Origin of the sequence: Arthrobacter sp. Soil763 (genome assembly GCF_001428365.1) — a bacterium.
In the GTDB taxonomy this organism is placed as follows: domain Bacteria; phylum Actinomycetota; class Actinomycetes; order Actinomycetales; family Micrococcaceae; genus Arthrobacter.
Map to the genome: position 1 here is coordinate 792,186 of NZ_LMSH01000002.1, position 26,995 is coordinate 819,180.

Below are 26,995 nucleotides of genomic sequence, written 5' to 3' on the forward strand. Positions count from 1 at the left end.
GGGCCCGCAAAATGTCATTTGTCCGTGGGGGTCGGTACGGTGGGTACATGAGTCTTGCGGAGTCACCGGAGCCCGGGTCCGGGCAAATTATTGGACAAAACCCGCGCGCAGGTCAGGCGGCCAACCAGCTGCGGGAAACCGTCCTCCCGGTCCGCCCGGCGCTGATCGACCGCGGCTCCGCCGCCCGGCTGCAACCCGGCATGCTGGCGGACCTGCTGCGTTCCGGCGGCGCGCGCGCCATGGTCCTCTCCCGGCGGCAGGCGCTGGTCAGCGGCAACGGACTGGTCTTCCTGGACGCGACCGCCCTCGCAGCGCGCCTCAAGGGCACCGCGTACGAGCCCGAGCAGGTGATCTACCTCGGCACCGGCCTGCCCGGAAGCGGCGCCGCCGAAGGGAACCGGTTTGTCCTGTTCGTCCTGCCGGAGCAGTTCGAGGTCCACGCCGAGCCGTTCGAGCAGCATGTCGAGGGCATCCCTGCGGGAGCGCACTGGGCCGGCTTCCGGGAAGTGGCCGGGCAACTGGACGCCACGGACACTGCCCTGTTCATCGAGGCCAGCGCGATCGCCAACTGGCACGCCACGCACACCCACTGCCCGCGCTGCGGCGCCGCCACTGTCCCGGAAGCCGGAGGCTGGGTGCGACGGTGCCCCGCCGACAACTCCGAACACTACCCGCGCACCGATCCGGCGATCATCGTCACCGTGGTCGGCCCGGACGACCGGCTGCTGCTGGGCGGCGGGGGCCCGCTCGATGCCCGTAACTACTCGACGCTCGCCGGCTTCGTCGAACCCGGCGAATCCCTCGAACAGGCCGTCGTTCGTGAGATCGGCGAGGAAGTGGGGGTCAGTGTCACCGCCTCCCAGTACCTCGGCTCGCAGTCCTGGCCCTTCCCGGCCTCACTCATGCTTGGCTTCACCGCCGTGACCTCGGACACCGAGGCCACGCCCGACGGCGTCGAGGTCACCCGGGCCCGGTGGTTCAGCCGCACCGAACTGCAGGAAGCCGTCCTGAGCGGTGAAATCGTCATCTCCAGCCGGCTCTCGATCGCCCGCGCCCTGATCGAACACTGGTACGGGGGCACCATCGAGGACCGTGCCGAGAGTCCCTGAGCGCTCCGCTGCCCCGGGCGCCCGCCGCGGCGCACCACCCGCCCAACCGCCAACGACTGAGCAGCAGAAGTGAACACAGACATATTCCAGACCAGCGCCCTCCCGACCGGACCTTCCCAGGACGGTCCGGGACCCGCCGCGCCCCCGGCACCGGACGACCGCTCACTCGAAGAGCGCGTCCTCGGCGGCCTCGACGCCGAGCAGCGCGAGGTGGCCAGCACCCTGAACGGCCCCATGTGCGTGCTCGCCGGCGCCGGGACCGGCAAGACCCGCGCCATCACCCACCGCATCGCCTACGGCGTGCACTCCGGCGTGTACAGCCCGCAGCGGCTGCTGGCGGTCACGTTCACCGCGCGGGCGGCCGCCGAAATGCGCAGCCGGCTCCGGGACCTGGGCGTCGGCAATGTCCAGGCCCGCACCTTCCACGCCGCCGCGCTGCGCCAGTTGCAGTTCTTCTGGCCGCAGGCCATCGGCGGGGCGCTGCCGAACCTGCTGGACCACAAGGCCCAGATGATCGCCGAGGCCGCCCGGCGGCTGCGGCTCAGCACCGACCGGGCCTCCATCCGGGACCTCGCCTCCGAGATCGAATGGGCCAAGGTGTCCATGCTGACGCCGGCGAACTACCTGGAGAAGGCCCAGGGACGCGGAACCCCCGGCGGCTTCGACCTGACCGCCGTCGCCCGGGTCTTCCAGTCCTATGAAGACGTCAAGACGGACCGCAACGTCATCGACTTCGAAGACGTCCTGCTCATCACCGTCGGCATCCTGCAGGAGGACCCCAAGGTCGCGGCGACCGTCCGGGAGCAGTACCGGCACTTCGTGGTCGACGAATACCAGGACGTCTCGCCGCTGCAGCAGCGGCTGCTCGAACTGTGGCTTGGCGGCAGGGACGACCTCTGCGTCGTCGGCGATGCGAGCCAGACGATCTACTCCTTCACCGGCGCCTCGCCCAAGCACCTGCTCGGCTTCAAGGCGCAGTACCCGGACGCGACCGTGGTCAAGCTGGTCCGCGACTACCGCTCCACCCCGCAGGTGGTGAAGCTGGCCAACGAACTGCTGGCCGGCCGGCGCAGCGGCGGCCCCGCCGCCGACGCCGCCTGGGCCACGCCGCTGCAGCTCGTGGCACAGCGCCCGGCCGGGCCGGCGCCGCAGTTCACGGAATGCTCGGACGACGAGGCGGAGGCAGCGACGGTGGCCGTCAGGATCCGCACCCTGCTCGACGCTGGCACGCCCGCCAGCCAGATCGCCGTGCTGTTCCGCACCAACGGCCAGTCCGAGGCCTACGAACAGGCCCTCGCCGCGGCCGGCATCGGCTACCAGCTGCGCGGCGGCGAACGCTTCTTTGCCCGCAAGGAGGTCCGGGACGCGATCCTTCAGCTGCGGGCGGCCACCCGGGCCGCCACGGAAACCGACGCGCCCGAACCTCTCGGCCAGCTGGTCCGGGACATCGTCTCCTCGCTCGGCTACACCGACAAGGCGCCGCACAGCGGCGGGGCCCTGCGCGAACGCTGGGAATCGCTGGCTGCGCTCGTAGCGCTCGCCGACGAGCTGGTGGCCAGCAGGGGAGCGCAGTTCAGCCTCGCCGACTTCGTCAACGAACTGCAGGAGCGGTCGCTGGCGCAGCACGCGCCCACCGTCCAGGGGGTCACCCTGGCCTCGCTGCACGCCGCCAAGGGCCTGGAATGGGAGGCGGTCTTCCTCGTCGGCCTGAGCGAGGGGCTGATGCCGATCTCCTTTGCGGACACCCCTGAGGCCGTGGACGAGGAGCGCCGCCTGCTTTACGTCGGGATCACCCGTGCCAAGGAATACCTGCACCTGTCCTGGTCCACCGCCCGGACCCCCGGCGGCCGGGCCAACCGCAAGCCCTCCCGCTTCCTCGACGGATTGCGGCCGGACTCCGTGGCCGGTTCTTCCATCCGGGGCAAGGGCGCCGCGCCGCGCCGCAAAGCGGCCGTGCCGGCGTCGTGCCGGGTCTGCGGCAGCATGCTCTCCAGCGGCGCGGAGCGCAAGGTCGGCCGCTGCAACCAGTGCCCGCCCACATACGAGGAGCAGACCTTCGAAGCGCTGCGGCAGTGGCGCAAGGAGACCGCTCTGGAGGCGGACGTCCCGGCCTTCGTGGTCTTCACCGATGCGACCCTGACGGCGATCGCCGAGGCCAGGCCGGGGACGCTGGAGGAACTGGCCAAGCTTCCCGGCGTCGGCGCCTCAAAGCTGGAGAAATACGGCGAGGACGTCCTCGCCGTCCTGGCCGGACGCTCGGCCTCCTAATGGCTGCCGGCAGCGTCCCGCTGACGACGGCGGACGGCGCCCCGGTGGAAGTGCGCCGGTCGGCACGCCGGCGCCGGACCGTGGCGGCGTTCTGGGAAAACGGCACCGCCGTGGTCGCCATCCCCGCCCACTTCAGCGGCGCGCAGGAGCGCGAATGGGTGGACCGGATGCTGGAGAAGCTCCGCCGGCAGGAGACCAAGCGCCGCGCCGGAGCAGCGAAGGGCCGCACCGATGCGGCGCTCGCGGCCCGGGCCGCCGAACTTTCCGCCACCTACCTCGGCGGGAAGGCCGTTCCCGCATCGGTGCGGTGGGTGACCAACCAGAACTCCCGGTGGGGCTCTGCGACGCCGTCGGAGGGGACCATCCGGCTCTCCCACAAGCTGCAGCCGATGCCGCAATGGGTCATCGACTACGTCCTGCTCCATGAACTGGCGCACCTGCTGGTCGCCGCGCACAACGCCGCGTTCTGGCGGCTGCTGGCTGCCTACCCGGAGACCGAGCGCGCCAAGGCCTTCCTGGAAGGCGTTTCCTTCGCCACCGCCCGCGGACTTCCCGCGGACGCCGAGGATGACGTCGACGTCGACGGGCCCGCCTCCGGCTGACGGCCGTCCACCGCCACTGACGGACACGGGACAGACCTGACGAACACGGGGAAGCCCCGGCCGGACCGAAGTCCTGCCGGGGCTTCCCGCCATGTCCTGACGTTCGAATCAGGCCTTGGGGCTGCTGTCCCCGTCCGCGTCACCCGGGCCGTCCGCCGTGCCGTCGCCGGTGTCCCGGCCGGACTCCGGCGCCTCGGTGTCAAAGCCGCCGCTGAGCAGCTTCTGCAACGCGTCGTCCACCTCGGTGTCGCTGGCCTCGGCCAGCTTGCGGCGTTCGCTGAAGCCCTTCGGGTCGTCAAGGTCCGCGGCCGTGGGCAGCAGGTCGGGGTGCTGCCAGATGGCATCCCGGCCCTCCACGCCGCGTTCCTCCTTGAGCTGGGCCCAGAGCGTGGCCGCCTCCCGCAGCCTCCGCGGCCGGAGTTCCAGCCCCACCAGGGAAGAGAACGCGTGCTCGGCCGGACCGCCGGTGGCACGGCGCCGCCTGACGGTCTCCCGGAGGGCCGCGGCGGAGGGCAGCAGGTTCGCGGTGGCGGCAGCGGTGAGCTCGTCGACCCATCCCTCCACCAGGGCCAGTGCGGTTTCAAGCTTTTCGAGGGCCTGCTCCTGGGCGGGGGTGCGCTGCGGCATGAAGACCCCTTGGGACAGGGCCTCCTGGATGCCTTCGGGGTTGCTGGGGTCCAGGTCCCGGGCCAGGTCCTCGATCTTGGAGGTGTCGATGTGGATTCCGCGGGCGTAGGCTTCGATCGCACCCAGCAGGTGGCCCCGCAGCCAGGGCACCTGCACGAAGAGGCGGGCGTGGGCGGCCTCGCGCACGGCGAGGAAGAGCCGGATGTCGTTTTCCGGCAGACTCAGGCCCTCGCCGAATTTGGCCACGTTGGCCGGCAGCAGCGCCATTTCGAGATCGGCGAGCGGGACACCGATGTCCGTGGAGCTGACGACTTCGGCCGACAAGGCGCCGATCGCCTGGCCCAGCTGCATGCCGAAGATCGCACCGCCCATGTTTTGCAGCATCGAGGAGGCGCCGCCCATCATCGACTTCATCTCTTCCGGCATCTGCTCGGTCATGGCCGAGGACAGCGCATTGGCGATGCTGTTGGCTACCGGCTCGGTCAGCCGCTTCCACGTGCCCAGGGTCTCCTCGACCCACTCGGCGCGGGACCAGGCCCGGCCGATCAGCCCGGTGGAGGGAAGCTCGGTGACCTGGTCCAGCCACAGCTCGGCAAGGCGCAGGGCCTCATCCACTTCGCGGGACTGCGCCGCGGTCACGGACGGGTCGGAGCCGCTCGCGGCGACGCGGCGGGCGTTCTCGTGGGCCAGTTCCCAGTTCACCGGGCCCTCAGCCGGCGCGCTCATCATCGCCTGTACCTGGGAGAACATCTGGGCCAGCAGGTTCGGATCATCCGGCAGGCCGGCGGCCTTGGCCAGCTCCGCCGGATCGATGTCCCCCATGCCTTTGCCGCCCATGAGGTTCTGCAGCATTTCCGCCAGCGGGTCCTTGGGCTCGTCGTCCCCGTTGGACGGATTGCGTGGGTTAGAGGTCATGATCCCGCCGATCGTCGGTGTGACTGGTGCTCATCTTCACGCTACCTTCCGGCCGCGTCGCTGTCCTCCGAAATCCGGCCACGTTCGCTGTCGGCAAAGCGCCCCGGGGCGGCCGAACACGTAGTGTTAGAGGCTGGATTAATTGCACGCTGCAGGCCGGGGTCCGGCGGCAGCCGCAGCGCCCCGGGCCGGCTCGTTCCGGCCGGGGGCGCCCGGTATGGAGAGGTCTTGCATTGACGTTTACCCAGGGCGAAGAGCCTCCCGGCGGCGCCGCGTCCCGTGAGGACGCCGACGCCGGTGTCCGCCAGCGCTTTAGCGCCGGTTTCCGGGGCCGCCGGTCCGCGGGCGCCGGACCGGCGGGCCCCCGGGCCGCGGACAACCGCTCCTCGGCGATGCTGGTTTCCGGGCTGCTCGCTTTCGGCCTGGGCCTGGCCGCGATGAGCCTGCCCGTTCCCTACGTGGTTGAGTCGCCCGGGCCAACGTTCAACACGCTGGGCTCGGACAACGGCAAACCCGTCATCAGTGTTTCCGGGCACCAGACTTACCCGGCCAAGGGCAGCCTGGACCTCACCACGGTCTACGTCGACGGCGGCCCCAACGGCCCGGTCACAGCCTTCGAAGCGCTCAGCGCCTGGTTCAACTCGGCCAAAGCGGTCTACCCCGAGGAACTGATTTTCCCCAGCGGCGTCACCAGGGAGCAGTCGCAGCAGGAAAGCGCCGTCGCCATGACGACGTCGCAGGAAAACGCCGTCGCCGCTGCGCTGAAGGAACTGGGCATCCCGTTCGAGCAAAAGCTGCAGGTGGCCGCCCTGTCCGACGGTTCGGCCTCCCGGGGCAAGATCGAAGAAGGCGACGTGCTCGTCTCGATCGACGGCAAACCCATCACCGCTCTGAGCGTCATCCAGGCGCAACTCGCCGCCGGGGAAGGAAAGCCGGTCTCCGTCGTCGTCGACCGGAATGGGAAGCGGCTGCCCGTGACGGTCACGCCCGGCAAATCCGAAACCGGCCGGTACCTGCTCGGCGTGGTCCTGCAGTACAAGTTCAAGTTCCCCTTCGACGTTAAAATCTCGCTCGACAAGGTCGGCGGTCCCAGCGCCGGGATGATGTTCGCCCTCGGCATCGTGGACACGGTCACCCCCGGGGACCTCACCGCCGGGAAACACATCGCGGGCACCGGGACGATCACGCCGGACGGCTCGGTGGGGGCGATCGGTGGCATCGGCCAGAAAATGGTCGGCGCCCGCTCCGGCGGGGCGACGATGTTCCTTGCCCCGGCGGAGAACTGCGACGACGTCGTCGGCCACATCCCGGACGGGCTGCAGGTCGTGAAAGTCGAGAACCTGGCCGGGGCGCGCCGCGCCGTGGAGCTCGCCGCCGGCGGCGGCGACACATCGGGACTTCCGGCCTGCACCAGCAACTAGACTGGCCCCGGAACTAAGCCCGGGCGCCAGTCGTGGCACTAACTGAAGGCCGCCCGCGCCAGCGAAGCCTGACAACTGAAAACCAGCAGTATTGAGACCAGCGATGAGGTACCGAGTTTGTCCCGTCCCAGCACCGTCCCACCCGGAAGGCCACACCAACGGCGAGGCGCACTGACGCCCACGCTGATTGTCGTCGCCCTCATCGTGGTCGGCTTCATATTCTTTGCCAATGTCTGGACGGACGTCCTCTGGTACCAGCAGCTGGGCTTCTTCCAAGTCTTCCTCACCGAGAACCTCGCGCGCATCGCCATCTTCCTGGCCGGCTTCGCGGTGATGTTCGCCGCCGTGTTCTTCGCCATCCGGATCGCCTACACGGCCCGCCCGGTCTACGCCCCGGACGCGGACGTCCGCGACAACCTCAACCGCTACCAGGCCCAGCTGGAGCCGATCCGCCGGGTGGTCATGATCGGCCTGCCGGTCCTCTTCGGCCTCTTTGCCGGCAGCGCCGCGGCCAGCCAGTGGCAGAAGGTGCTCCTGTTCCTGAACCAGGAGCCCTTCGGGCGCAACGACCCGCAGTTCAACCTGGACATCAGCTTCTACCTGATGACGCTGCCGTTCCTGGGCTTCGTCACCGGCTTCCTGATCAGCGTCGCCGTCGTCGCCGGCGTCGCGGGCATCCTCACGCACTACCTCTACGGCAGCATCCGGCTGATGGAGCGCGGCGTGTTCACCAGCCGCGCCGCGCAGATCCACATCGCGGTCACCGGCGCCTCCTTCCTGCTGCTGCTGGGCGTCAACTTCTGGCTGGACCGCTATTCGGCGGTGCTGAACAACGGCGGCCGCTGGGCCGGCGCGCTCTACACCGACGTGAACGCAGTGATCCCCACCAAGGCGATCCTCGCCGTGGCGGCGGCCATCGTGGCGGTGCTCTTCATCGTGGCGGCCGTGATCGGCAAATGGCGGCTGCCGGTGATCGGCACCGCGATGCTGGTCATCACCTCCATCCTGGCCGGCGGCGTCTACCCCTGGGTCATCCAGCAGTTCCAGGTCCGCCCTTCCGAGCAGACCCTGGAAAACGAGTACATCAAGCGCAACATCACCATGACCCGCGCGGCGTACGGCCTGGATAAGATCCAGGAGAAGCGCTACGAGGCCACCACGAACGCGACCACCGGCGCGCTCGCCCCGGACGCGCAGACCACCGCCAACATCCGGCTGCTGGATCCGAACCTCATCTCCGACGCGTTCTCGCAGCTCGAGCAGTACCGGCCGTACTACCAGTTCCCGAGCACCCTGAACGTGGACCGCTACGAGGTGAACGGCAAGATCCAGGACACCGTGATCGCGGTACGTGAGCTGAACCCCGCCGGCTTGGCCACCAACCAGCAGTCCTGGCTGAACAAGCACGTGGTGTACACCCACGGTTACGGCGTGGTCGCGGCCAAGGGCAACAAGTTCACCGCGGACGGCAAACCCGAATTCCTGCAGTCCGGCATCCCGTCCACGGGCGTGCTGGGCACCGACACCAGCTACCAGCCGCGGATCTACTTCGGCGAGAACTCGCCGGACTACTCGATCGTCGGCGCCCCCGAGGGTGCACCGCACCGCGAGCAGGACCGCCCCGCCGCGAAGGAGGGCGACTCCGGTACGCAGTACACCTTCACCGGCAACGGCGGCCCCAACGTGGGCAGCTTCTTTAACAAGATCCTCTACGCGATCAAGTTCCAGTCCTCGGACCTGCTGCTGTCCGACGGCGTGAACGCCGAGTCGCAGATCCTCTACGACCGCAACCCCAAGGACCGGGTGGAGAAGGTCGCCCCGTACCTGACCGTGGACGGCAACGCCTACCCGGCCGTCGTCGACGGCCGCGTCAAGTGGATCGTGGACGGCTACACCACGAGCCCGTACTTCCCGTACTCGCAGCAGGAACAGCTCTCGGACGCCACCCGCGATTCGCAGACGTCCGCCGGCCGCACCGCGGCGCTCCCGAGCAATTCGGTGAACTACATCCGTAACTCGGTCAAGGCCACGGTGGACGCGTACGACGGTTCCGTCACGCTCTACGCCTGGGACGACCAGGACCCGGTCCTGAAGTCCTGGCAGAACGTCTTCCCGTCCTCACTGAAGCCGTATTCGGAGATGTCCGGGGCGCTGATGAGCCACGTGCGGTACCCGGAGGACCTGTTCAAGGTGCAGCGGGAACTGCTGGGCCGCTACCACGTGACCAACCCGGACAGCTTCTTCACCAACAACGACGCCTGGAGCGTGCCGAACGATCCGACCGTCAAGGAAGAGGGCGTCAAGCAGCCGCCGTTCTACATGTCGCTGCAGATGCCCGACCAGGAAAAGCCGGCCTTCCAGCTGACCTCCTCGTTCATCCCGCAGGTCGTCAACGGCAGCGCCCGCAACGTGCTCTACGGCTTCCTGGCCGCTGACTCCGACGCCGGCAACAAGAAGGGCGTGAAGGCCCAGAGCTACGGCCAGCTGCGGCTTCTGCAGATCCCGCCGGAGACCCAGGTTCCCGGCCCCGGACAGGCACAGAACAAGTTCAACTCCGATCCCACGGTGTCGCAGGCCCTGAACCTGCTGCGCCAGGGTGCATCGGCGGTGCTCAACGGCAACCTGCTGACCCTTCCGGTGGGCGGCGGCCTGCTCTACGTCCAGCCGGTCTACCTGAAGTCCACCGGCGAGACGTCCTACCCGACGCTGCAGCGCGTGCTGGTGGCCTTCGGCGACAAGATCGGTTTCGCACCGACCCTGGATGAGGCGCTGAACCAGCTGTTCGGCGGCCGGTCCGGCGCCACGGCCGGCGACGCCCCGAACAACGGCAAGACCCCGGCCAGCCCGGCCCCGGGAGCAACGCCCCCGGCCACCGGCGGGTCGACCGACGCCAAGGCGGAACTCAAGGCGGCCCTCGATGAGGCGAACGCCGCGATCAAGGCCGGCCAGGAGGCGCTGGCCAAGGGCGACTTCGCGGCCTACGGGGAGCAGCAGAAGAAGCTCTCGGCGGCCCTCCAGCGGGCCATCGATGCGGAGGCCAAGATCGGCGCCGCGCCGGCCAGCCCGGCCCCGTCCGCCAGCCCGTCGCCGTCGGCCTCGCCGTCGCCGACGCCGAGCAGCTAGGCTGCCGGGGACAGTCTCTCGAAGGCCGGGTTCCACGCTCTCCGGAGCGCGGAACCCGGCCTTCGCCGTGCGGTCGAGGAGCGCCTGCGATGCACGTCACGCCGTCCCGATTTGGCCCTGCGTTCACTGCCCGGTAAAGTAATTCTTGCGACGCGGGGTGGAGCAGTTCGGTAGCTCGCTGGGCTCATAACCCAGAGGTCACAGGTTCAAATCCTGTCCCCGCAACTGAGAGAAAGTCCGGAACACTGAAAAGTGTTCCGGACTTTCTGCTTTTCCGCGCTCCGCGCCGGCTGCGCATTCCGCTCCGCGCCGGCTGCGCATTCCGCCACGCCCGGCACGCCCTCGCCAGGCCGACCATCCTCAGGCGTGCGAGGTGACGCACAGCGCCGGCGCGCCCACGGCGCCGGGCATCCCGATAAGCTCGCGGGGCTGGCTGGAGAAGATCAGAAACTCCACGGCGTCGGTGCCGGCGCGTCCGAAGGCGTGCGGAAGGCGGGGGTCGAAGCCCTCGCTCTCGCCGGGGAGCAGGATCATCTTCCGTTCGCCCAGCACGAGGCTGAGGCGGCCGCTCAAGACATAGACCGATTCCTCTCCCGCGTGCGCCAGGGGTTCGGGTCGAAGCCCGCCGGATCCGGCCGGGAGGGAACACTTGAAGGCGTGGACCGGGCCGGTGCGGCCGGTGAGGGGCAGGACGGTCAGTTCCTCCCCCGCGGCGGGTTCCGCCGCGGGTTCCGGACGGGCCGGTCCAGGCTTCGGTGCGGACGCCGGCCGGCCCGGACCGGTTGGCCACAGTTGCGGGGGACGCCTCGCCGCGACATCTTCCACCCAGCCGATGGTGACGAACACGAGAGCCAGGAGGAGCCAGACCGCGGCAAACTGGAACCACTCGCTGTCGAGCGCCCAGGACGCGGACGCGGTGAGTGCGTCAATCTGGTCGAGCCTGTCGGCGATCACCACCGTGATGACCAGCAGCAGATTGTGCCAGAGGTAGACGGTCATGGCCCGGCTGTTCATCAGCGTGACGGTGCCGTCCAGGAAGCGCAAGGGGCGGGGGAGTGCCTGCCACGCCGGTGAGATGCGCAGCAGCATTGCACAGAAGCCCGCTGACCACAGCGCCTGAGCGAGGGGAATGTCGTTCAGGTCCCAGGCCGAGTCTTCCAGGTGGCTCATGGCCCAGAGGAAGCCCAAGGCCATGAGAACCGGCCCGGCGGCGTAGACCAGCCGCAGCGGGAGCTGGCGCAGCAGCCCCTGGTAGTGGGCGAAGCCAAGGACCCAGCAGAAACCGTACGTGGCGAAATCCGTGATTCCGGTCGATGCCCAGCCCGGCAGCGCGGCGGCTGTCGTGCCGAGGACGGTCATGAGGGCCAGCGGGGCCACCAAGGTGGCCCACGGAAACCGGCGGAAGGATGTGAGCAGCAGGGGTGAGAGCAGCATGAACCAGAAGTACGCCCGGATGTACCACAGGATCTCTTCGGCCTGGGCCGCCCAGGAGGCTTCCACGAGGCCCTCGTCCGTGCCGATTTCCTGCGGAAAGGGCGGGTCCGCGACGGGGACGAACCAGAAGACTGTTTGAAGCCAGGATCCGCCGGGCTCCTGGTCGGGCGTCCACCCCTGCCACAAGAGGAGGATAAGGACGGTGGTGCTGTACACCGCCAGGGGGATCAATAACCGGCGGGTGCGGCTTCGCAGCACGCCGAGGGCGGGCCGTTCAAGGGAGCGGGCCATGAGCGAACCTGCGAGGGCAAACATGACCCCCATCGACGGAAAGACCAGGCTCAGCCAGGCCGCGCCGGCGAAGGTGTGGTAGGCGACCACCCGGACCAGGGCGATCGCGCGAAGCAGATCCAGATAGCGGTCCCGGGCCGGGGCGTGAGGCGCGGGTCCGGTCGACATCACTGTGCTCATGCTGGTTCCTCAAAGCGTTCCCGAGGATCGCCGCGGCTGCGGCTGCGGCTGCGCCTGGACGGTCGGCGCCACGGGCGTCGAAGACGGCCCGCCTGCCATGGACCCTCTAACTGACGCAGATCAGGCTTCGGGCCGGTTCTTCGGAGCTTACCGTTCCCGTCCGGCGCGGTCCACGCCTCAGCGGTCCGGCTGCCGGTGGAGCGGACACACCCCGGGGGTGGGCAGGGGGCATCGCGGGGGAGGATGCGACGGCCGTGGTCGTGGGGGCGTCGAAAATAGGGTAGTGTTGAACAAGCGACGCGGGGTGGAGCAGTTCGGTAGCTCGCTGGGCTCATAACCCAGAGGTCACAGGTTCAAATCCTGTCCCCGCAACCATTGCAGTAACGGCAAAGGCCCGGATCTTCGGATCCGGGCCTTTGTTGGTTCCTACCCGTCCTTGAGCCGCTGGTAGGTCTCCAGTGCCCGTGCCCTGGACTCCGGCAGCCCCACCAGCGGTTCCGGGTAGCGCCCGGGCGCGGCGCCGGCCTTCCAGGGCTCGTGCACGGCCTTGCCCTCCAGCCCGGCAAGCTCGGGGACGAAGCGGCGCAGGTACCGGCCGGCAGGATCGAACTTCTTGCTCTGGGTGACGGGGTTGAAGATCCGGAAGTAGGGGGAGGCGTCGGCCCCGGACCCGGCGACCCATTGCCAGTTCGCCGGGTTGCTGGCGGCATCCGCATCCACCAGCGTGTCCCAGAACCACGCCTCGCCGCTCCGCCAGTCCGCCAGCAGGTTCTTGACCAGGAACGACGCCGCCGCCATCCGCACCCGGTTGTGCATCCAGCCGGTCTGCCAGAGCTGGCGCATGCCGGCGTCCACGAGGGGATACCCGGTGCGGCCCTGCTGCCAGGCCCGCAATTCGTCGTCCGACGGCGTCCGCCAGGCGAAGCGGTCGAACTCGGGCCGGTAGTTGCGGGTCGCAAGCTCCGGGTTTTCGTAGAGCAGTTGCCAGCAGAATTCCCGCCAGCCGAGCTCGGAACGGAAGATCCCGACGTCGGCCGGCGCACTGTGCGGGAACCGCTCCCGGAGCGCCTGCCAGACCCGGAACGGGCTGATCTCGCCGAAGCGCAGGTGCGGGGAGAGCCTGCTGGTGCCCTCCTCGCCGGGGACGTTCCTGCCGGTGCCGTAGTCGGCCACCGGCCGGTCCAGGAAGTCCTCCAGCCGGGCGTGCGCGCCTGCCTCGCCCGGGGTCCACTCCACGGCGAGTCCGGCGCTCCAGTCCGGACGGCGGGGGAGCAGCCCCCAGTCGGCCAGCACCTCGTTTGCCGGCAGCTTCCCGCCGCCGGCCTTGGCCGGGCCCGGGAGCCGGTCCGGGGCGTCCAGCGGCTGCCGGGGCTCGGCGGCGTCGAGGCAGGCCCGCCAGAACGGGGTGAAGACCTTGTAGGGTCCGCCGGAGCCGGTGCGCACCGTCCACGGCTCGAACATGAGGCTGGCCTGGAAGCTTTCGGCGCTGATCCCGTGGCCGCCGGCCCATTCCTTGAGGCCGGCGTCGACGGCGCGCTCCGGGCCGCCGTAGCGGCGGTTCCAGAGCACCCGGTCGGCGCCGGTCTCCTCGACCAGATCCCGGATCATCTGTCCTGCCGGCCCGCGCCGCAGGAGCAGCCGGGACCCTGCGGCCGTGAGGTCCGCGGCCAGCGCCTCGAGCGAATGGTGCAGCCACCACCGTGCGGCGCCGCCCAGGGGCCGGATGCCCGGGGATTCCTCGTCCAGCACGTACACGACGGTCAGCGCGGTGCCGGCGGCCGCTGCCTCCGCCAGGGCAGGGTTGTCGTCGAGGCGGAGGTCGTCGCGGAGCCAGACAAGGGTCGAAGACATGGCTCCACGCTACTGGATGGCCGGACCGTCCCGGTGCGGGTGCCGGCGGACACAGCAGGGGCCGGGTCCCGCGGAACAGTCCGCGAGACCCGGCCCCTGCCTGCCGTGCGCCGGCCGTGCCGGTAACGTCCGGCCTAGAGCTTGTCGAAGTCCGCCTCATCGACGGTGCTGCGGGCGGCCGAGCCGTTGCCGGCGCCGAGGGCCTGAGGCGTGCCGCCGGACTTCAGGGCCGCCAGCCGGGCCTCAATCTCGGTCTGCTCGCCCAGGTCCTCCAGCGAGTTGAACTGCGCGTCCAGGCTGGAGGCGGCCAGCTCCTGCTGGCCCCGGACCTTGGCCTCTTCGCGGCGGATCTTCTCTTCGAAGCGGCCCACCTCGGAGGTCGGGTCCATGATGTCGATGCTCTTGAGCGCATCGTGGACCTGCGACTGAGCCGCGGCCGTCTTGGAGCGCGCCACCAGTTCGTTGCGCTTGCTGGTGAGCTCGTTGAGCTTGCCCTTCATCTGGTCCAGGCCGTGCTTGAGCTTGTCCACGACCTCGGTCTGGGAGGCGATGCTCGGCTCGGCGGACTTCGCCTCATTCTCCGACGTGATCTGCCGCTGCAGGGCCACCTTCGCGAGGTTGTCGAACTTCTCGGCATCCACGATGTCGCCCTTGGCGCGGTACTCATCCGCCTTGCGCGACGCGGCGAGGGCCTTGTTGCCCCAATCCTGGGCGTTCTTGACGTCCTCGTTGTAGTCGTCCTGGAGCATCCGCAGATTGCCGATGGTCTGGGCGACCGCCGACTCGGCTTCGGCGATGTTGTTCGTGTAGTCGCGGACCATCTGGTCCAGCATCTTCTGCGGATCCTCTGCCTGGTCCAGCAGGGAGTTGATGTTCGCCTTCGCCAGCTGCGCCATGCGGCCGAAAATGGACTGCTTAACCATGGTGTTACCTTTCGTCCTATCCAGTGGTGGCCACTGGATCCGGTGAACAGTGAAATGTACCGCTTCTACCCGCCGGGCGGAACGGTTCCGCCGGCGCTTAGCCTCTGGCCGGCCGGCTAAAAGTCGCCGCCGCCGCCAAAATCTCCGCCCCAGCCGCCGCCGGAGTCCCCGCCGCCCCAGCCGCCGCCGGAATCGCCGCCGCCCCAGCCTCCGCCGCCGCCCCAGCCGCCGCCGTTGCCGCCGCCGTGGAGGATCGAGTTGATCAGGATGCCGCCGAGGATGGCGCCGCCGAGGCCGCCTCCGCCACCGCCACCGAACATGCCGCCGCGGCCGTAGCCCTGGTTGGCGTAACCGCCGAAGTGGTCCACGTCGGCCTGCGCCTGCTGGGCAGCCTGCGCGGAGAGGGCATGGGCCTGCTGTGCGTACTGCAGGGCCGTGACCGGGTCGGTGCGGGAGATGGACAGGGCGTAGTCCAAGTTGCGCTGGGCCTCGGCGAGCCGGGTCCGGGCCTCGGTGCCGACGCCGCCCCGGCGGGCCGTGATGTAGTCGGACGTGGCGCTGATCTGGGCCTGCGCCGACATGATGCTTTGCTGCAGCGAGGCCTGCGCCCGGCGGGCCTGTTCCTGCTGGTCGCGGATGCCGGTGAGGGCCTGGTCCAAGGACTGGTGGGCGTTCTCCACCCGTTCCAGAGTGGCGATCGGGTCGATCTTGCCGGCCTGGATCTCCGCCTTGACCTGGGCGAGGGCCGTCTCCACGCCGGCCACCGGGCCGGCCAGCTCCGGGTGAGCCCCGGACTGGATCATGGCCCGGGCCTGGGCGAGGTCCTGGGCGGTGTCGACGACGGCGGACTCAAGCCCGTTGCGGGCTTCGTCGAGGTTGCCGGCAACCTTGGTGATGGCGCCGAGCAGCACGTTCGTCTGGTGCAGGCTTTCCTCGGCCGCCCGGACGGCGACGGCGGCGAGGCTGCCCTCGCCGGCGTCGAGCTTTTCCCGGGCCGTGGCGGAGGCGTTCTGCACGAAGGCCAGCCGCTCCTTGGCCTGGCTGATGTTGTCCGCCACCTGGACCAGCGCGCTTTCGGCGTACTTGGCGCGCAGCCCGGTCAGGGACTCCTCCGCGGCGGCGATCTTCGTTTCCGCTTCGGCGGCGCCGGTGCCGACGGCCGCCAGCGCCTGCGGGGCGTTTTTCTCAAGCTCGCGCAGCGAATCGAAGTCCGCCTTCTGCTCCTGCAGGGAGGACAGTGCCGCCTCCGAGCGGCGGATGATTTCGCCGAGCCAGGACCGCTGCTGCTCCTCGGTGTCCGGGATGTGGTCGTCGAGCTGCTGCTGCAGTTTGAAGGACTCGGACATGTGCGCCTTGGCATCCTGCAGCGCCTTCGTGAAGTTGCCGACGGCGGCGTCGCCGTACTGGGCCTGGGCGAAACCGAGTTCCTGCTCGCTGGACTTGATCGCGTCGTCGGCCTCGATCAGTAGCGAACCGCTCCGGCGGCGGAGTTCTTCGATGCTCAGGCCGGCCAGCGGGTCCGGGGCCGCTTCCGTGCCCTGCCCGGCTCCGCCGGCCGCCTTCTTCCGCCGGTTGCGCAGGTACAGGTAGGTGCCAACGCCGCCGGCTGCCACCACACCGACGCCGACAAGGACGCCGTTCGCTGCGCCGGAAGGCACCGAACCGCTGCCGCCGCCGGCCGCGTCGCCGATGGCCTTGGCGGTGTCGATCGCAGCCTGGGCGTAGTCGCCGTTGCGCAGTTGCGGGTCGACCGCGTTCTTGATGATGTTCTCGCGCTGGGTGTTGGTGATTTTGCTGTTGACCGGCTTGCTCAGCTGGTACTTGCGGGCCTCGGTGGCCACGGCGAGCAGCAGCGAATTGGGGCCGAGGTTGGCTTTCTCCGCCACGGTCTCCGCCCACTGGCCGCTGTCGGTGGGGTTCTGGAACGTCTTGACGTAGACCACGTAGAGGTTCATCTGGTGGTCGGTTCCGAGCTGTTTGATCGCGGCTTCGACCGCCGGCTTCTTGCCGCCCAGCACGCCGGCCGAATCGACGATCTTGCTTGCAGGGTCCAGTGTCACCGGATCTTCGGCGAGGGCGGGAGCGGCGGGGAGCGCCAGCAGTCCTGCCACGCCAACAACGGTGAGGAATCGTTTCATCATTGACCGCATGTGCAACCCTTCAGCACGTCTGTGACCGGATCGGGCCGAGCCGGTCGTCACAGAACGCAACAGCGCCCCCACGCAGGTGCAAAGCCGCAGGTCGCTGTGGCAATTCCATTTGATTCTATGGTGCACCCCACAGGCCGTCCACCGGCGGGAATATGCCACCAGCGAAACGCGCTGAAGCCAGCGCGGGAGCCGCTCGGCGGGCCGCCGCGGGAGCGGCGGACGTTCAGGAACCTCCCAGCGAATGTCCGCTCTTGTTCCAGCCGGGACGACCATAATTGTCTGCAGACAAGGATGAAAGGAAGTCCCATGACTGAGAACCCAACGCAGGGCCCGTCACCGGATCCCAGCGCGAAAAACCGGGAACCGGCCGACGCGGCCGGGGCCCCGCACGCCGCTGCGGCAGAGGGCTCAGCTCCGGAGAATCCCACCATGCGGCTGGACCGGCCGGCCGGTGACGCGCCCCGGCCTGTGTACCCGCAGCACCAGCCCGGTTACGGCCAGCACTCCGCACCCGCCACCGAGCAGTTCGGCGCCCCGGCGCAGCAGCCCGGCGCCGCCTACCCGCACAGCCAGAACCCGTACGGCAACTACGCCAGCCAGCCCCCCGCAGGCGGGCCCGGCCAGGGCAGTGCGTTCAACCACCCCAGCAACGCCCCCAAGCGCAAGGCGGCGTTCGGGGTCCCCACGCTCGTCGCCAGCATCCTGGCCGCCGGCCTGGTGGGCGGCGGCGTCGTCGCCGGCAGCAACGCGCTGCTCGGCACCCGTCCCGTGGCCTCGGCCGGCGGCAGCAGCCAGGCCGGCACGGTGATCGTCAACAACAAGGATGACGTCAACGCCATCACCGCCGCGGCCCTGAAAGCCTCGCCGAGCGTCGTCACCATCAAGGCCACCAGCGGCAGCGACGGCGGCACCGGCTCGGGCATCATTCTCGACGGGGACGGCCACATCCTGACCAACACGCACGTGGTCACGCTGGACGGCAAGACGGCCAATGCCGCCGTCGAGGTCCGCACCAGCGAGGGCAAGGTGCTGACCGCGAAGATCGTCGGGACGGACCCCCTCTCGGACCTGGCCGTGATCAAGGTGGACAACCCCGAGGGCCTGGTCCCGGCCACACTGGGCGATTCGAGCAAGCTCAACGTCGGTGACACGGCGGTGGCCATCGGCTCCCCGCTGGGCCTGACCGGAACCGTAACCGACGGCATCGTCTCCACCCTGAACCGCACGATCAGCGTGGCCTCCTCCGCGGCGCCGAAGGACGGCGCCGACAACTCCCAGGGCGGCGACCAGGGCTTCCAGTTCGCCCCTCCGGGCGGCGGCCAGGCGCCGAACACGGCGGACCAGGGCAGCATCTCGATTAACGTCATCCAGACCGACGCGGCGATTAACCCCGGCAACTCCGGCGGCGCGCTGGTGAACAGCAAGGGCGAAATCATCGGCGTCAACGTCGCGATCGCCTCGGCGGGCGGCGGTGGCGCGGCCGGTGGCAGCAGCGGCAACATTGGTGTCGGCTTCAGCATCCCGATCAATCACGCCAAGCGCGTCGCGCAGGAGATCATCAGCACCGGCAAGGCCACCCATGGCCAGCTCGGTGTGAGCGTGAAGTCCAAGGCGGCAGGGTCGGCGTCCTCCGGTTTCTCGGTCGGTGCCGACGTCGCCACGGTCGAATCCGGTTCCGCCGCCGACAAGGCCGGGATCAAGGTCGGGGACGTGATCACCAAGTTCCAGGACCGGACCATCAGCGACCCGAACCAGCTGACGGCTGCGGTCCGCGAACAGGCCGCCGGGGCCACCGTGAAAGTCACGGTCCTGCGCGGTGGCCAGGAGAAGGAACTCGAGGTCACCCTCGGCGCCGCCGCCGAGCAGTAGCCATCCGGCCCCCGGGCCACCAACACCGGCCGGCGCCCCGCGGGGCGCCGGCCGGTGTTGCGCGTGCACGCTTCCCCGCCCGTCCGGCCGCCCGCCGCCACAGGGGTTAACCGAGGCGGCCCCGGCCCCGCGCTATATGGTTAGCTAGGAGCATCCCGGCACTCCCGGGGCGATCCCAGGCCACGGCCCCGCCCGGCCGGCTGCCCACCGCACGGAAGGCTGCTGTAAAAACAGTGGAAGAGACTTTGAAGATCATTGTGCTGGTCAAGCACGTACCGGACGCACAGTTCGACCGGCATCTCGGCGGCGCCGACAACACCACCGACCGGTCCGAAAGCATCCTGTCCGAGCTGGACGAGTACGCCCTGGAAGCGGCCCTGCAACTGATCGAGGCCCGTGGCGGGGAAGCCGCCGGAAACAAGGTCATCGCCCTGAGCATGGGCCCGGCCGGAGCCGTCAATGCAGTGAAGAAGTCCCTGCAGATCGGCGCCACCGAGGGCGTGCACCTGAGCGACGCCGCCCTCGCGGGCTCCGACGCCGCAGCAACCTCCCTCGCGCTCGCCGCTGCGGTCCGCCACCTCGGCGCCGACACCCCGGCGGACCTGGTCCTGACCGGTATGGCCTCCACCGACGGTGAGACCTCGCTGGTCCCGGCCCAGCTCGCGGAACGTCTGGGCCTGCCCCAAGTGACGTTCGCCTCCTCCCTCGCCCTCGACGGCGGCAAGCTCACCGCCCGCCGCGACGGCGGCACGCACGCCGACACCGTCGAGGCCGACCTGCCGGCCCTTGTCTCGGTGACGGACCAGATCAATGAGCCGCGCTACCCGAACTTCAAGGGGATCATGGCGGCGAAGAAGAAGACCATCACCACCCTCACGCTGGCCGACATCGGCGTCGATCCGGCCCACGTGGGCCTGGCCGGGTCCTGGACCGCCGTCGACGCCGCCGAGCCCCGGCCGCCGCGGACCGCAGGGACCATCATCACCGATGAGGGCGACGCCGGCATCAGGCTGGTCGAGTTCCTGGCCGCGCAGAAGCTGCTCTAAGGGGAGACCGAGACATGGCAAAAGTACTGGTATTCATCGACACCCCGGGCGAGGCGCTGAAAAAGGCCAGCCTCGAGCTGCTCACCATCGCCCGGTCGCTGGGCGAACCGGCGGTTGCGTTCAACGGCGAACTGCAGGACGGCGTCGCCGCCGCCCTGGGCGAATATGGCGCGCAGGCCCTGTACCGGCCGTCCGCCGCGGAGCTGGACGACTACCTCGTCGGCCCGAAGGCTTCCTACCTGGCGGCCGCCGTGCAGGACTCCGGAGCGTCTGTCGTGCTGGTCGAGAACTCCGCCGAGGGCAAGGAAATCGCGGCCCGGCTGGGCATCAAGCTCGGCGCCGGCGTCATCACGGACGTCGTCGCCGTCGACCCGGACGGCACCGCCCACAAATCCGTGCTTGCCGGCTCCTACATGACCACGGCCCGGGCCACCACCCCGGTGGCTGTCCTGACCGTCAAACCCAACAGCGTCACCCCGGAGCCCGCGGTGACCGGCACCGCCCCGCAGCCGGCCACCGTCGAGGTCCCGGAGACCGCCACGGCCGCGTCGGCCCGGGTCACGGCGCGCAGCGACAAACCCGCCAGCGGGCGCCCGGAGCTGTCCGAAGCGCGGATCGTTGTGGCCGGCGGCCGCGGCGTGGACGGCAACTTCGGCCCGCTCGAAGACCTCGCGGATGCCCTGGGTGCCGCCATCGGCGCCTCCCGGGCCGCCACCGACGCCGGCTGGATCGGCCACGACGCGCAGATCGGCCAGACCGGCAAGACCGTCTCCCCGCAGCTCTACATCTCCGCCGGCATCTCCGGGGCGATCCAGCAGAAGGCCGGCATGCAGACCGCCAAGGTCATTGTGGCGGTCAACAAGGACGCCGAGTCGCCGGTGTTCGAGATCGCCGACTTCGGCATCGTCGGCGACCTGTTCGAGGTGCTGCCGCAGGCCACCGAAGAAATCCTCAAGCGCAAAGGCTGACTATTGAGCACGATCGCTCCCGCGGCACAGAGCCCGTTCGATCCGGACCGCAACCGGGTCGGGCGGGTGCTTTGTTTCGCCGCCCACCCCGACGACATCGACTTCGGGGCGGCCGGAACCATCGCGGCCTGGACCGCCGCCGGCGTCGAGGTCAGCTACTGCATCATGACCGACGGCGATGCCGGCGGCTTCGATCCGGACCAGCGGGAGGAGATCGTCCGGCTGCGCACCGAGGAACAGGAACGCGCCGCGGCGCTGGTAGGCGTCACCGACATCCACTACCTCCACCAGCGCGACGGCTACCTCGAACCGTCCCACGAGGTCATCCGCGAGGTGGTCCGCCTGATCCGGCGGCTCCGCCCCGACGTCGTGCTGGCCATGCACCCCGAACGGAACTGGACCCGGATCCAGAAGAGCCACCCGGACCACCTGGCCGTGGGGGAGGCCGTGACCCGGGCGGTCTACCCGGCGCTGGAGAACCCCTTCGCCTACCCCGAGGTCGCCGCGGCCGGACTCGAGGCCTACAAGCTGCCCTGGCTGTGGCTGTACGCCGGACCCGGCGAACGGGAAAACCACTTCGTGGACGTCACCAACCACGTGGAGCAGAAGCTGGCCGCGATCCACATCCACGTCAGCCAGCATCCCGACGCCGGTGCGATGGAACGCACCGTCCGCGGCCAGCTCGCCGCGAACGGGGAACGGGCCGGATTGCCCGCCGGGAGCAGCGCCGAGGCCTTCCACGTCGTCGCCGTCAACGGACCGGGAACCATCGCCGGCTTCTAGTGTTGCCCGGGTCGGGCCGCTGCCATATGCTTGCCATTGTTTAAATCATATTTATTGATGGAAGGCAGACTTTAATGGCGAAGACTGCGCAGCGCCCCGTACTCGTGATCATGGGCGTCTCGGGCTCGGGCAAGTCCACGGTGGCCGGCCTGCTGGCTGGCCGGCTCGGCTGGGACCTCGCGGAAGGCGACGACCTGCACCCGGCCTCCAACGTGGCCAAAATGCATGCCGGGCAGCCCCTGACGGACGAAGACCGCTGGCCCTGGCTGGAGCGCATCGCCGCCTGGATCCAGGCGCACACCGCCGCCGGCACCCCCGGCGTCGTGACCTGCTCCGCGCTGAAGAAACGCTACCGGGACATCCTGCGGGGCGAGGGCGTGGTGTTTGTCTTCCTCGAGGGCAGCAAGGACCGGATTTCGGACCGCCTCGCGTCCCGGCACGGGCACTTCATGCCCCCGGCCCTGCTCGAGTCCCAGTTCGAGGCGCTGGAGGCCCCCGGGCCCGACGAAAACGCCATCACCCTCTCGGTCGGGGCGACCCCCGCCGACGAAGCCCAGGAAATCATTGACCGGCTCAACCTCGACGGGGCCGGCGCCGCGGCGCGCTGAGTACGCCGTCCGCTTTCCGCATTTCTTAGCTAGGAACCTTTGTGAAATCTCTTGCAGCACTGCAGCTTCCGGCTGCCGTCGAGGCCTGGACCGGCCATGACACCCAGCTCCTGGTCGTCGCCGCCCTCGGCATCGCCCTGATTGTCGTCCTGATTGCCAAGTTCAAGCTCCACCCCTTCCTCGCCCTTGTGCTTGGTTCGGCCTTCGTTGGCCTGGCCTCAGGCGTCGAGCTGGCCAAGGTCGTCAGCAACTTCGAAGACGGCGTCGGCGGCGTCCTGAAGGAGGTCGGCCTGCTGATCGCGCTCGGCGCCATGCTCGGCAAGCTCCTGGCGGACTCCGGCGGAGCCAACCGGGTGGTTGACACCCTGCTCGCCAAGGCGACGGGGAACAAGGTGGTCTGGTCCATCACGCTGGTCGCGGTCATCATCGGCCTGCCCATGTTCTTCGAGATCGGCCTCGTGCTGCTGCTCCCGGTCATCGTCCTGGTCACCCAGCGGTCCCGGATGCCGCTGATGCGCGTCGCCATCCCCGCCCTGGCCGGGCTCTCCGTGCTGCACGGCCTCGTGCCCCCGCACCCGGGTCCGCTGATCGCGATCAGCGCGGTCAAGGCCGAACTCGGGACCACGCTGGCGCTCGGTCTGCTGGTCGCCGTCCCGACCGTCATCATCTGCGGCCCGCTGTTCTCCCGGCTCGCCGCCCGGTGGGTCCCCGTGGGTGCTCCCGCCGTCGCCGGCGGCATCGACACCCGGCAGGCCGACGCGGTTCCCGCCGGCGACGGCTCCGGCACCGGCGCGGACAGCGTCAAGCGCCAGCCGAGCTTCCCAACGACGCTGCTGACAATCATCTTCCCGGTCGTGCTGATGCTGCTCAAGGCCGTGGTCGACATCATGTGGCCCGACGCCGCCACGGCACCCTGGATCCGGGTCTTCTTCGACTTTGTCGGCCAGCCGCTGGTGGCCATGACCCTCGCCGTGCTGCTCGCCATCGTCACCTTCGGCTACGCGGTCGGGTTCACCGGCAACGGGATCACCACCCGGATCGGCGCCAGCCTCGGCCCGATCGCGGCGATCCTGCTGATCGTCGGCGCCGGCGGCGGCTTCAAGCAGACCCTGATCGGCGCCGGCGTGGGCGACGCCGTCAAGAAGTGGGCCGAGGGCGCGAACATGTCCGTACTGGTCCTGGGCTTCATCGTGGCCGTCGCGCTGCGCCTGGCCACCGGTTCCGCCACCGTGGCCACGGTTACCGCGGCGGGAATCGTGGCGCCGCTGGCCGGCTCGCTGTCCCCGACCCACGCGGCGCTGCTGGCCCTGGCGATCGGCGCCGGCTCGCTCTTCCTCTCGCACGTCAACGATGCGGGCTTCTGGCTGGTGAAGGAGCTCTTCGGCCTCAGCGTCGGCCAGACGTTCAAGACCTGGTCCGTCATGGAAACCCTGATCTCCGTGGTGGGCTTCGGGTTCGTGATGCTGCTTTCCCTGGTCATCTGAGCGGCAGGCAGGCCGCCCACTGAAAAGCCGCGCCGGCCCCGGTTCTCCGGGGCCGGCGCGGCTTTTTCGTACGGTGACCTTCTTCGTACCGTGGCTACGCGCCCAGCGGGGCGGCGGCCACTGTCGGCATGGTCGGCGTCGTCGACCCGCCGGCGGGTTCGACCGTGATGCCCAGCGCCGCTGCGGAGCCGATGCCGGTGACCATCGCGGGTTTGGACAGTGCGGCGGCATCCATCAGCCCCTTGGACACCGGGGCGGACCCGTCCTTGGGGATCAGCCACATCTGGTAGACCTTGCCGGCCGGCGGGGCAGGTACCCCGTTCATTTCCACGACCGCGGCGTCCTTGGAGGAGGAGAGGGTCAGGGACGCGGTTCCGCCGCCGACGACCTCGACCGTCGCCTTGCGCACGTCGGAGGCTTGCCGGACCTGGGCGAGCGGGTCGTTCTGGTTGGCCACGTAGGCGCCCACCCCGACGCCGCCGAGCGCGATGGCGGCCGCCGCGGCGACCCCCACCAGCCAGCCGCGCATGCCCTGGGGCCGGCGGCGTTCCTCACGGCGCTGCCGGGCGGCGCCGAGCTCATCGGTGACCGGGGCGGAGCCTTCCCGGACCGGGCGTGCCACCACGGGAGCTGACCCCGGGAAGGCGGCTTCCGGTCCGGCGGCCGTCCCGGCCTGGGCCGGCAGTGTGGCGACGATGCGGTCGAAAAGCCCGGCCGGGGGCTCCTCTTCCGCGCTGAAACTGACGGCCAGCGTCTCGCGGGCCTGCCGGACGCGCTCTTCGAACGCGGCGCGCTCGGCCGGCGCGGCGTCCGCCAGATAGCGTTCGACGGCGGCGCGCTCGGCGTCGTCGAGTGCGTTCAGGGCGTAGATCTCGGCGAGGTCCACGGCCCGGCCGGCGCTGAGGTCTCCGGCGATGTCGGCGGTGAACCCTGCGGGCGTGGGGCCCCCGGGCTGTGCGTTCTGCTCGTTCATCTCAACTCACCCCCAGGCAGGTCTTCAGGCGGATTAGTCCGTCGCGGATGCGGGACTTGATGGTGGGCACGGCCGCGTTGAGTTTTTCGGCGACCTCCCGGTAGGTCAGGCCGCCGTAGTAGGCGAGCCGGACCGATTCCTGCTGCGTGTCCGTGAGCGTGTCCAGGCAACGGACCACCGCCTCGGCCTCGAGCCGACTGCCGACCTCGTCGGAGACCGAATCGTGGTCGATCTCCTGGCTGGTCGCGCCGTACCTGGCTTCGCGGTCGGAGGCTGACTGCGAGGACCGCACCTTGTCCACGGCCCGGCGGTGCGAGATGGTCATCAGCCACGCGAGCGGGCTGCCGGCAGCGGCGTTGAACTTTGACGCGTTCTGCCAGACCTGGAGGAAGACTTCCTGGGTGGTGTCCTCGCTGAGTTCCGCGTCGATCAGCACGCGGCGGGCCATGCCGTAAACACGGCGCGAGGTGAGCTGGTAGAACTCGGCGAAGGCGGCCTGGTCCCCGGCAGCGATGCGGCCCAGGAGTCCTCCGAGCCGGCGGTTTAGCTCGGCCGCGGCGCTGGGGGGAGCTGCGGCCTCGGGATTCGGGGCGTTCGGAGTTTCCATCACCTTCAAGCATAAGGTGCCGTCCGCGGCCCGGGGGCCAGGAGCGGCCTCGACCGCGTGGTGTCCGCCGCCGGCAGCCGGCCGGCGGTGCGCCTGCAAAGTACTCACCTGCTGTTCCTCGCTCCTCGCTCCGCCTCGATGATGTCTCAGAGGTGATTCGGTGCGGAGCGTCCGGCGGATGGGCCGGAATCCGGAACCGGAGTTACAGCTTGGCGCCGGCGAACCCCTGCTGGCGCCAAGCCTCGTAGACGGCGATCGAGGCGGCATTGGCCAGGTTCAGCGACCGCAGCGCCGGCAGCATCGGCAGCCGAACCCGGGCGGTAACGTGCGGGTCGTGTTTGGTTTCCTCGGACAGGCCCACCGATTCGCGGCCAAACATCAGCACGTCGCCGGGCCGGTAGTCGATCTCGGTGTAGGACCGTTCGCCGTCGGAGGTGAACGCGAAGACCCGCTCCGGGTGCAGCGCCTCCCACGCGGCGTCGAGGTCCGGGTGCACGGTCACGACGGCGAGGTCATGGTAGTCCAGCCCGGCGCGGCGCAGCTTCGCATCGGAGAAATCGAAACCCAGCGGTTCCACCAGGTGCAGCTCCGCTCCGGTGATTGCAGCCAGGCGGATGGCGTTGCCGGTATTGCCGGGAATTTCAGGGCTGTGGAAGAGGATGCGGAACACCCCTCCATCCTAGCCAGCGGTCCGGGGGCTAGTGCATTCCGCGCAGCAGCCGGGCGAGCACCGGGACATTTACCGTGTTCGGGGCCGGTCCGGAGCTGAGGAACTCCTTGAGACCGCGGACCAGCCCGGCGGCGTTGACCACCTGGACGGTCTCGTGCCCGGCGGCGCGGTCCCGGGAGCGGGGATGCCGGTCAATCACCGGTTCGTGCAGGTTCCCGTCGGTGCTGTGGACGACCGTCCACCCCGTGACATTCAGTTCCGGGAAGATGTCCTGCATCCTTCGGACCACGTGGGCCAGTTGCGGCGGGGCGATGGACCGGCCGCCGTGGTTCAGGCTGCTGCCGTTCCAGGCATAGGCTCCCGGGGGCAACAGCATGGACCCGATGACGGCCAGCCGGTAGCCGGACAGCAGCACGTGGTCGATGTGGCTGTTATCGGCGGGGGACTGGAGCCCGTTGACCAGCCGGGCGGCAGGAACGGCCGGAAGCACCTGGCGGGTGATCAGCTGCACCGTCCTCAGTTCGCGCTGGATTCGCGCCTCGGCCCCGAAGATCCCGCGCCGCCGCGGCATGCCGTGGACCTGCTGCGCCGCCACCGGCGCCGGGATCAACGGAACCCCGCCGGCCGCCGCCGTTTCCTCGAAGGACGGCACGTAGACCGGGGCGTCGGCGGCGGTGTTGCGCGGCGTATTCGGCCGGCGGATGTGGGCGGAGGACCGGCTGCCCGCGGCCGGGGCGTCAAAGTGCGCGGTCTCCTCGGCCGGGGCGGTGCGGCTGGAGAAGGCGGTGCCGCTGCCGTAGGAACGGTCGTACGCGGCACGGCGCTTGGCATCGATCAGGGTCTCATAGGCGAGCGTGACCCGGCGGAAGGTGGCGGCGTCGCCCCCGTGGTCCGGGTGGGCGCGGCGGGCAGCCTTGCGGTAGGCCACCTTGATGTCCTTATCCGTCGCTGTGACGGGGATCCTCAGGACCTGGTAGTGCGAGCTGTTGCCCTGCGTCAAGGACGATTCCTTTGCCTCGGTGGAGCCGGTCCGGCCTGAACCTCCGGCCTGGATAGTTTAACCGGCTGGCTGGACAACGAGCGTGTGGCCCCC

20 protein-coding genes and 2 tRNA genes are annotated in these 26,995 nt (G+C 69.7%); 13 read left to right on the forward strand and 9 right to left on the reverse strand.

From position 1 onward, the window contains the following. Window positions 1-47 precede the first annotated feature (47 nt). The 3 genes from nudC to ASG71_RS07320 all read left to right on the forward strand — a co-directional run bounded on the left by nudC (window position 48) and on the right by ASG71_RS07320 (window position 3,979). Window positions 48-1,109 (forward strand): NAD(+) diphosphatase, encoded by a 1,062-nt coding sequence (nudC, locus tag ASG71_RS07310; protein ID WP_056737991.1) that lies wholly within the window; start codon window positions 48-50, stop codon window positions 1,107-1,109. A gap of 69 nt (window positions 1,110-1,178) precedes the next feature. Then, window positions 1,179-3,377: an ATP-dependent DNA helicase UvrD2 gene (locus ASG71_RS07315; protein WP_321164500.1), complete on the forward strand. Its 2,199-nt coding sequence runs from the start codon at window positions 1,179-1,181 to the stop codon at window positions 3,375-3,377. Further along, on the forward strand, window positions 3,377-3,979 hold the full coding sequence (locus tag ASG71_RS07320) for a M48 family metallopeptidase (protein WP_056737992.1): 603 nt from the start codon (window positions 3,377-3,379) through the stop codon (window positions 3,977-3,979). Before ASG71_RS07315 ends, ASG71_RS07320 begins: the two co-directional genes overlap by 1 nt. A gap of 108 nt (window positions 3,980-4,087) precedes the next feature. Here ASG71_RS07320 and ASG71_RS07325 read toward each other — a convergent pair whose 3' ends face one another. Further along, window positions 4,088-5,521 carry a zinc-dependent metalloprotease gene (locus ASG71_RS07325; protein ID WP_056737993.1) on the reverse strand — a complete coding sequence of 478 codons (1,434 nt, stop codon included), beginning with the start codon at window positions 5,519-5,521 and terminating at the stop codon, window positions 4,088-4,090. Window positions 5,522-5,754: 233 nt separating this feature from the next. On the opposite strand from ASG71_RS07325, the gene ASG71_RS07330 reads away from it, so the two are divergent. The 3 genes from ASG71_RS07330 to ASG71_RS07340 all read left to right on the forward strand — a co-directional run bounded on the left by ASG71_RS07330 (window position 5,755) and on the right by ASG71_RS07340 (window position 10,290). Continuing rightward, entirely contained in the window at window positions 5,755-6,942 is a 1,188-nt protein-coding gene (locus tag ASG71_RS07330; RefSeq protein WP_414826651.1) for a PDZ domain-containing protein, read from the forward strand. A gap of 117 nt (window positions 6,943-7,059) precedes the next feature. Further along, on the forward strand, window positions 7,060-10,065 hold the full coding sequence (locus ASG71_RS07335; RefSeq protein ID WP_157366261.1) for a UPF0182 family protein: 3,006 nt from the start codon (window positions 7,060-7,062) through the stop codon (window positions 10,063-10,065). 151 nt (window positions 10,066-10,216) lie between these two features. Next, window positions 10,217-10,290: transfer RNA gene (locus ASG71_RS07340), tRNA-Met, on the forward strand. Window positions 10,291-10,425: 135 nt separating this feature from the next. Here ASG71_RS07340 and ASG71_RS07345 read toward each other — a convergent pair. Next, on the reverse strand, window positions 10,426-11,970 hold the full coding sequence (locus ASG71_RS07345; protein ID WP_082574932.1) for an acyltransferase family protein: 1,545 nt from the start codon (window positions 11,968-11,970) through the stop codon (window positions 10,426-10,428). A gap of 298 nt (window positions 11,971-12,268) precedes the next feature. On the opposite strand from ASG71_RS07345, the gene ASG71_RS07350 reads away from it, so the two are divergent. After that, window positions 12,269-12,345, forward strand: a tRNA-Met gene (locus ASG71_RS07350). A gap of 51 nt (window positions 12,346-12,396) precedes the next feature. On the opposite strand, the gene ASG71_RS07355 is transcribed toward ASG71_RS07350, so the two are convergent. The 3 genes from ASG71_RS07355 to ASG71_RS07365 form a co-directional block, all read right to left on the reverse strand. Beyond that, window positions 12,397-13,821 (reverse strand): cryptochrome/photolyase family protein, encoded by a 1,425-nt coding sequence (locus ASG71_RS07355; RefSeq protein ID WP_056737995.1) that lies wholly within the window; start codon window positions 13,819-13,821, stop codon window positions 12,397-12,399. A gap of 134 nt (window positions 13,822-13,955) precedes the next feature. Then, on the reverse strand, window positions 13,956-14,744 hold the full coding sequence (locus tag ASG71_RS07360) for a PspA/IM30 family protein (protein WP_056737996.1): 789 nt from the start codon (window positions 14,742-14,744) through the stop codon (window positions 13,956-13,958). Between the two features lie 116 nt (window positions 14,745-14,860). After that, on the reverse strand, window positions 14,861-16,894 hold the full coding sequence (locus ASG71_RS07365) for a TPM domain-containing protein (protein WP_200947948.1): 2,034 nt from the start codon (window positions 16,892-16,894) through the stop codon (window positions 14,861-14,863). A 306-nt stretch (window positions 16,895-17,200) separates the two neighbouring features. Between ASG71_RS07365 and ASG71_RS07370 the strand changes: the two genes are divergently transcribed. The 6 genes from ASG71_RS07370 (at window position 17,201) to ASG71_RS07395 (ending at window position 23,652) form a co-directional block, all read left to right on the forward strand. Continuing rightward, a complete protein-coding gene (locus ASG71_RS07370) occupies window positions 17,201-18,763 on the forward strand; it encodes a S1C family serine protease (RefSeq protein ID WP_056737998.1) in 1,563 nt (520 codons plus the stop codon). 245 nt (window positions 18,764-19,008) lie between these two features. Then, on the forward strand, window positions 19,009-19,809 hold the full coding sequence (locus ASG71_RS07375; protein ID WP_056737999.1) for an electron transfer flavoprotein subunit beta/FixA family protein: 801 nt from the start codon (window positions 19,009-19,011) through the stop codon (window positions 19,807-19,809). Window positions 19,810-19,823: 14 nt separating this feature from the next. Then, window positions 19,824-20,777: an electron transfer flavoprotein subunit alpha/FixB family protein gene (locus ASG71_RS07380; protein WP_056738000.1), complete on the forward strand. Its 954-nt coding sequence runs from the start codon at window positions 19,824-19,826 to the stop codon at window positions 20,775-20,777. Between the two features lie 3 nt (window positions 20,778-20,780). Beyond that, entirely contained in the window at window positions 20,781-21,560 is a 780-nt protein-coding gene (locus tag ASG71_RS07385; protein WP_056738001.1) for a PIG-L deacetylase family protein, read from the forward strand. A 74-nt stretch (window positions 21,561-21,634) separates the two neighbouring features. After that, on the forward strand, window positions 21,635-22,168 hold the full coding sequence (locus tag ASG71_RS07390; RefSeq protein ID WP_056738002.1) for a gluconokinase: 534 nt from the start codon (window positions 21,635-21,637) through the stop codon (window positions 22,166-22,168). A 41-nt stretch (window positions 22,169-22,209) separates the two neighbouring features. Beyond that, window positions 22,210-23,652 (forward strand): gluconate:H+ symporter, encoded by a 1,443-nt coding sequence (locus ASG71_RS07395; protein ID WP_235563950.1) that lies wholly within the window; start codon window positions 22,210-22,212, stop codon window positions 23,650-23,652. Window positions 23,653-23,746: 94 nt separating this feature from the next. On the opposite strand, the gene ASG71_RS07400 is transcribed toward ASG71_RS07395, so the two are convergent. The 4 genes from ASG71_RS07400 to ASG71_RS07415 all read right to left on the reverse strand — a co-directional run bounded on the left by ASG71_RS07400 (window position 23,747) and on the right by ASG71_RS07415 (window position 26,902). After that, window positions 23,747-24,625: an anti-sigma factor domain-containing protein gene (locus ASG71_RS07400; protein WP_056738003.1), complete on the reverse strand. Its 879-nt coding sequence runs from the start codon at window positions 24,623-24,625 to the stop codon at window positions 23,747-23,749. A 1-nt stretch (window position 24,626) separates the two neighbouring features. After that, window positions 24,627-25,232: an ECF RNA polymerase sigma factor SigK gene (gene sigK / locus ASG71_RS07405; RefSeq protein WP_056738004.1), complete on the reverse strand. Its 606-nt coding sequence runs from the start codon at window positions 25,230-25,232 to the stop codon at window positions 24,627-24,629. 202 nt (window positions 25,233-25,434) lie between these two features. Further along, entirely contained in the window at window positions 25,435-25,902 is a 468-nt protein-coding gene (locus ASG71_RS07410) for a tRNA (cytidine(34)-2'-O)-methyltransferase (RefSeq protein ID WP_056738005.1), read from the reverse strand. Between the two features lie 28 nt (window positions 25,903-25,930). Beyond that, window positions 25,931-26,902 carry a J domain-containing protein gene (locus ASG71_RS07415; RefSeq protein ID WP_056738006.1) on the reverse strand — a complete coding sequence of 324 codons (972 nt, stop codon included), beginning with the start codon at window positions 26,900-26,902 and terminating at the stop codon, window positions 25,931-25,933. Window positions 26,903-26,995: the final 93 nt, after the last annotated feature.

Coding starts and splice junctions, on each gene's coding strand:
- ASG71_RS07400 (WP_056738003.1), bottom strand. CDS start 24,625: ATGAACGAGCAGAACGCACAGCCCGGGGGCCCCACGCCCGCAGGGTTC.
- ASG71_RS07355 (WP_056737995.1), bottom strand. CDS start 13,821: ATGTCTTCGACCCTTGTCTGGCTCCGCGACGACCTCCGCCTCGACGAC.
- ASG71_RS07320 (WP_056737992.1), top strand. CDS start 3,377: ATGGCTGCCGGCAGCGTCCCGCTGACGACGGCGGACGGCGCCCCGGTG.
- ASG71_RS07380 (WP_056738000.1), top strand. CDS start 19,824: ATGGCAAAAGTACTGGTATTCATCGACACCCCGGGCGAGGCGCTGAAA.
- ASG71_RS07365 (WP_200947948.1), bottom strand. CDS start 16,894: ATGCGGTCAATGATGAAACGATTCCTCACCGTTGTTGGCGTGGCAGGA.
- ASG71_RS07370 (WP_056737998.1), top strand. CDS start 17,201: ATGACTGAGAACCCAACGCAGGGCCCGTCACCGGATCCCAGCGCGAAA.
- ASG71_RS07325 (WP_056737993.1), bottom strand. CDS start 5,521: ATGACCTCTAACCCACGCAATCCGTCCAACGGGGACGACGAGCCCAAG.
- ASG71_RS07390 (WP_056738002.1), top strand. CDS start 21,635: ATGGCGAAGACTGCGCAGCGCCCCGTACTCGTGATCATGGGCGTCTCG.
- sigK (WP_056738004.1), bottom strand. CDS start 25,232: ATGGAAACTCCGAACGCCCCGAATCCCGAGGCCGCAGCTCCCCCCAGC.
- nudC (WP_056737991.1), top strand. CDS start 48: ATGAGTCTTGCGGAGTCACCGGAGCCCGGGTCCGGGCAAATTATTGGA.
- ASG71_RS07360 (WP_056737996.1), bottom strand. CDS start 14,744: ATGGTTAAGCAGTCCATTTTCGGCCGCATGGCGCAGCTGGCGAAGGCG.
- ASG71_RS07345 (WP_082574932.1), bottom strand. CDS start 11,970: ATGAGCACAGTGATGTCGACCGGACCCGCGCCTCACGCCCCGGCCCGG.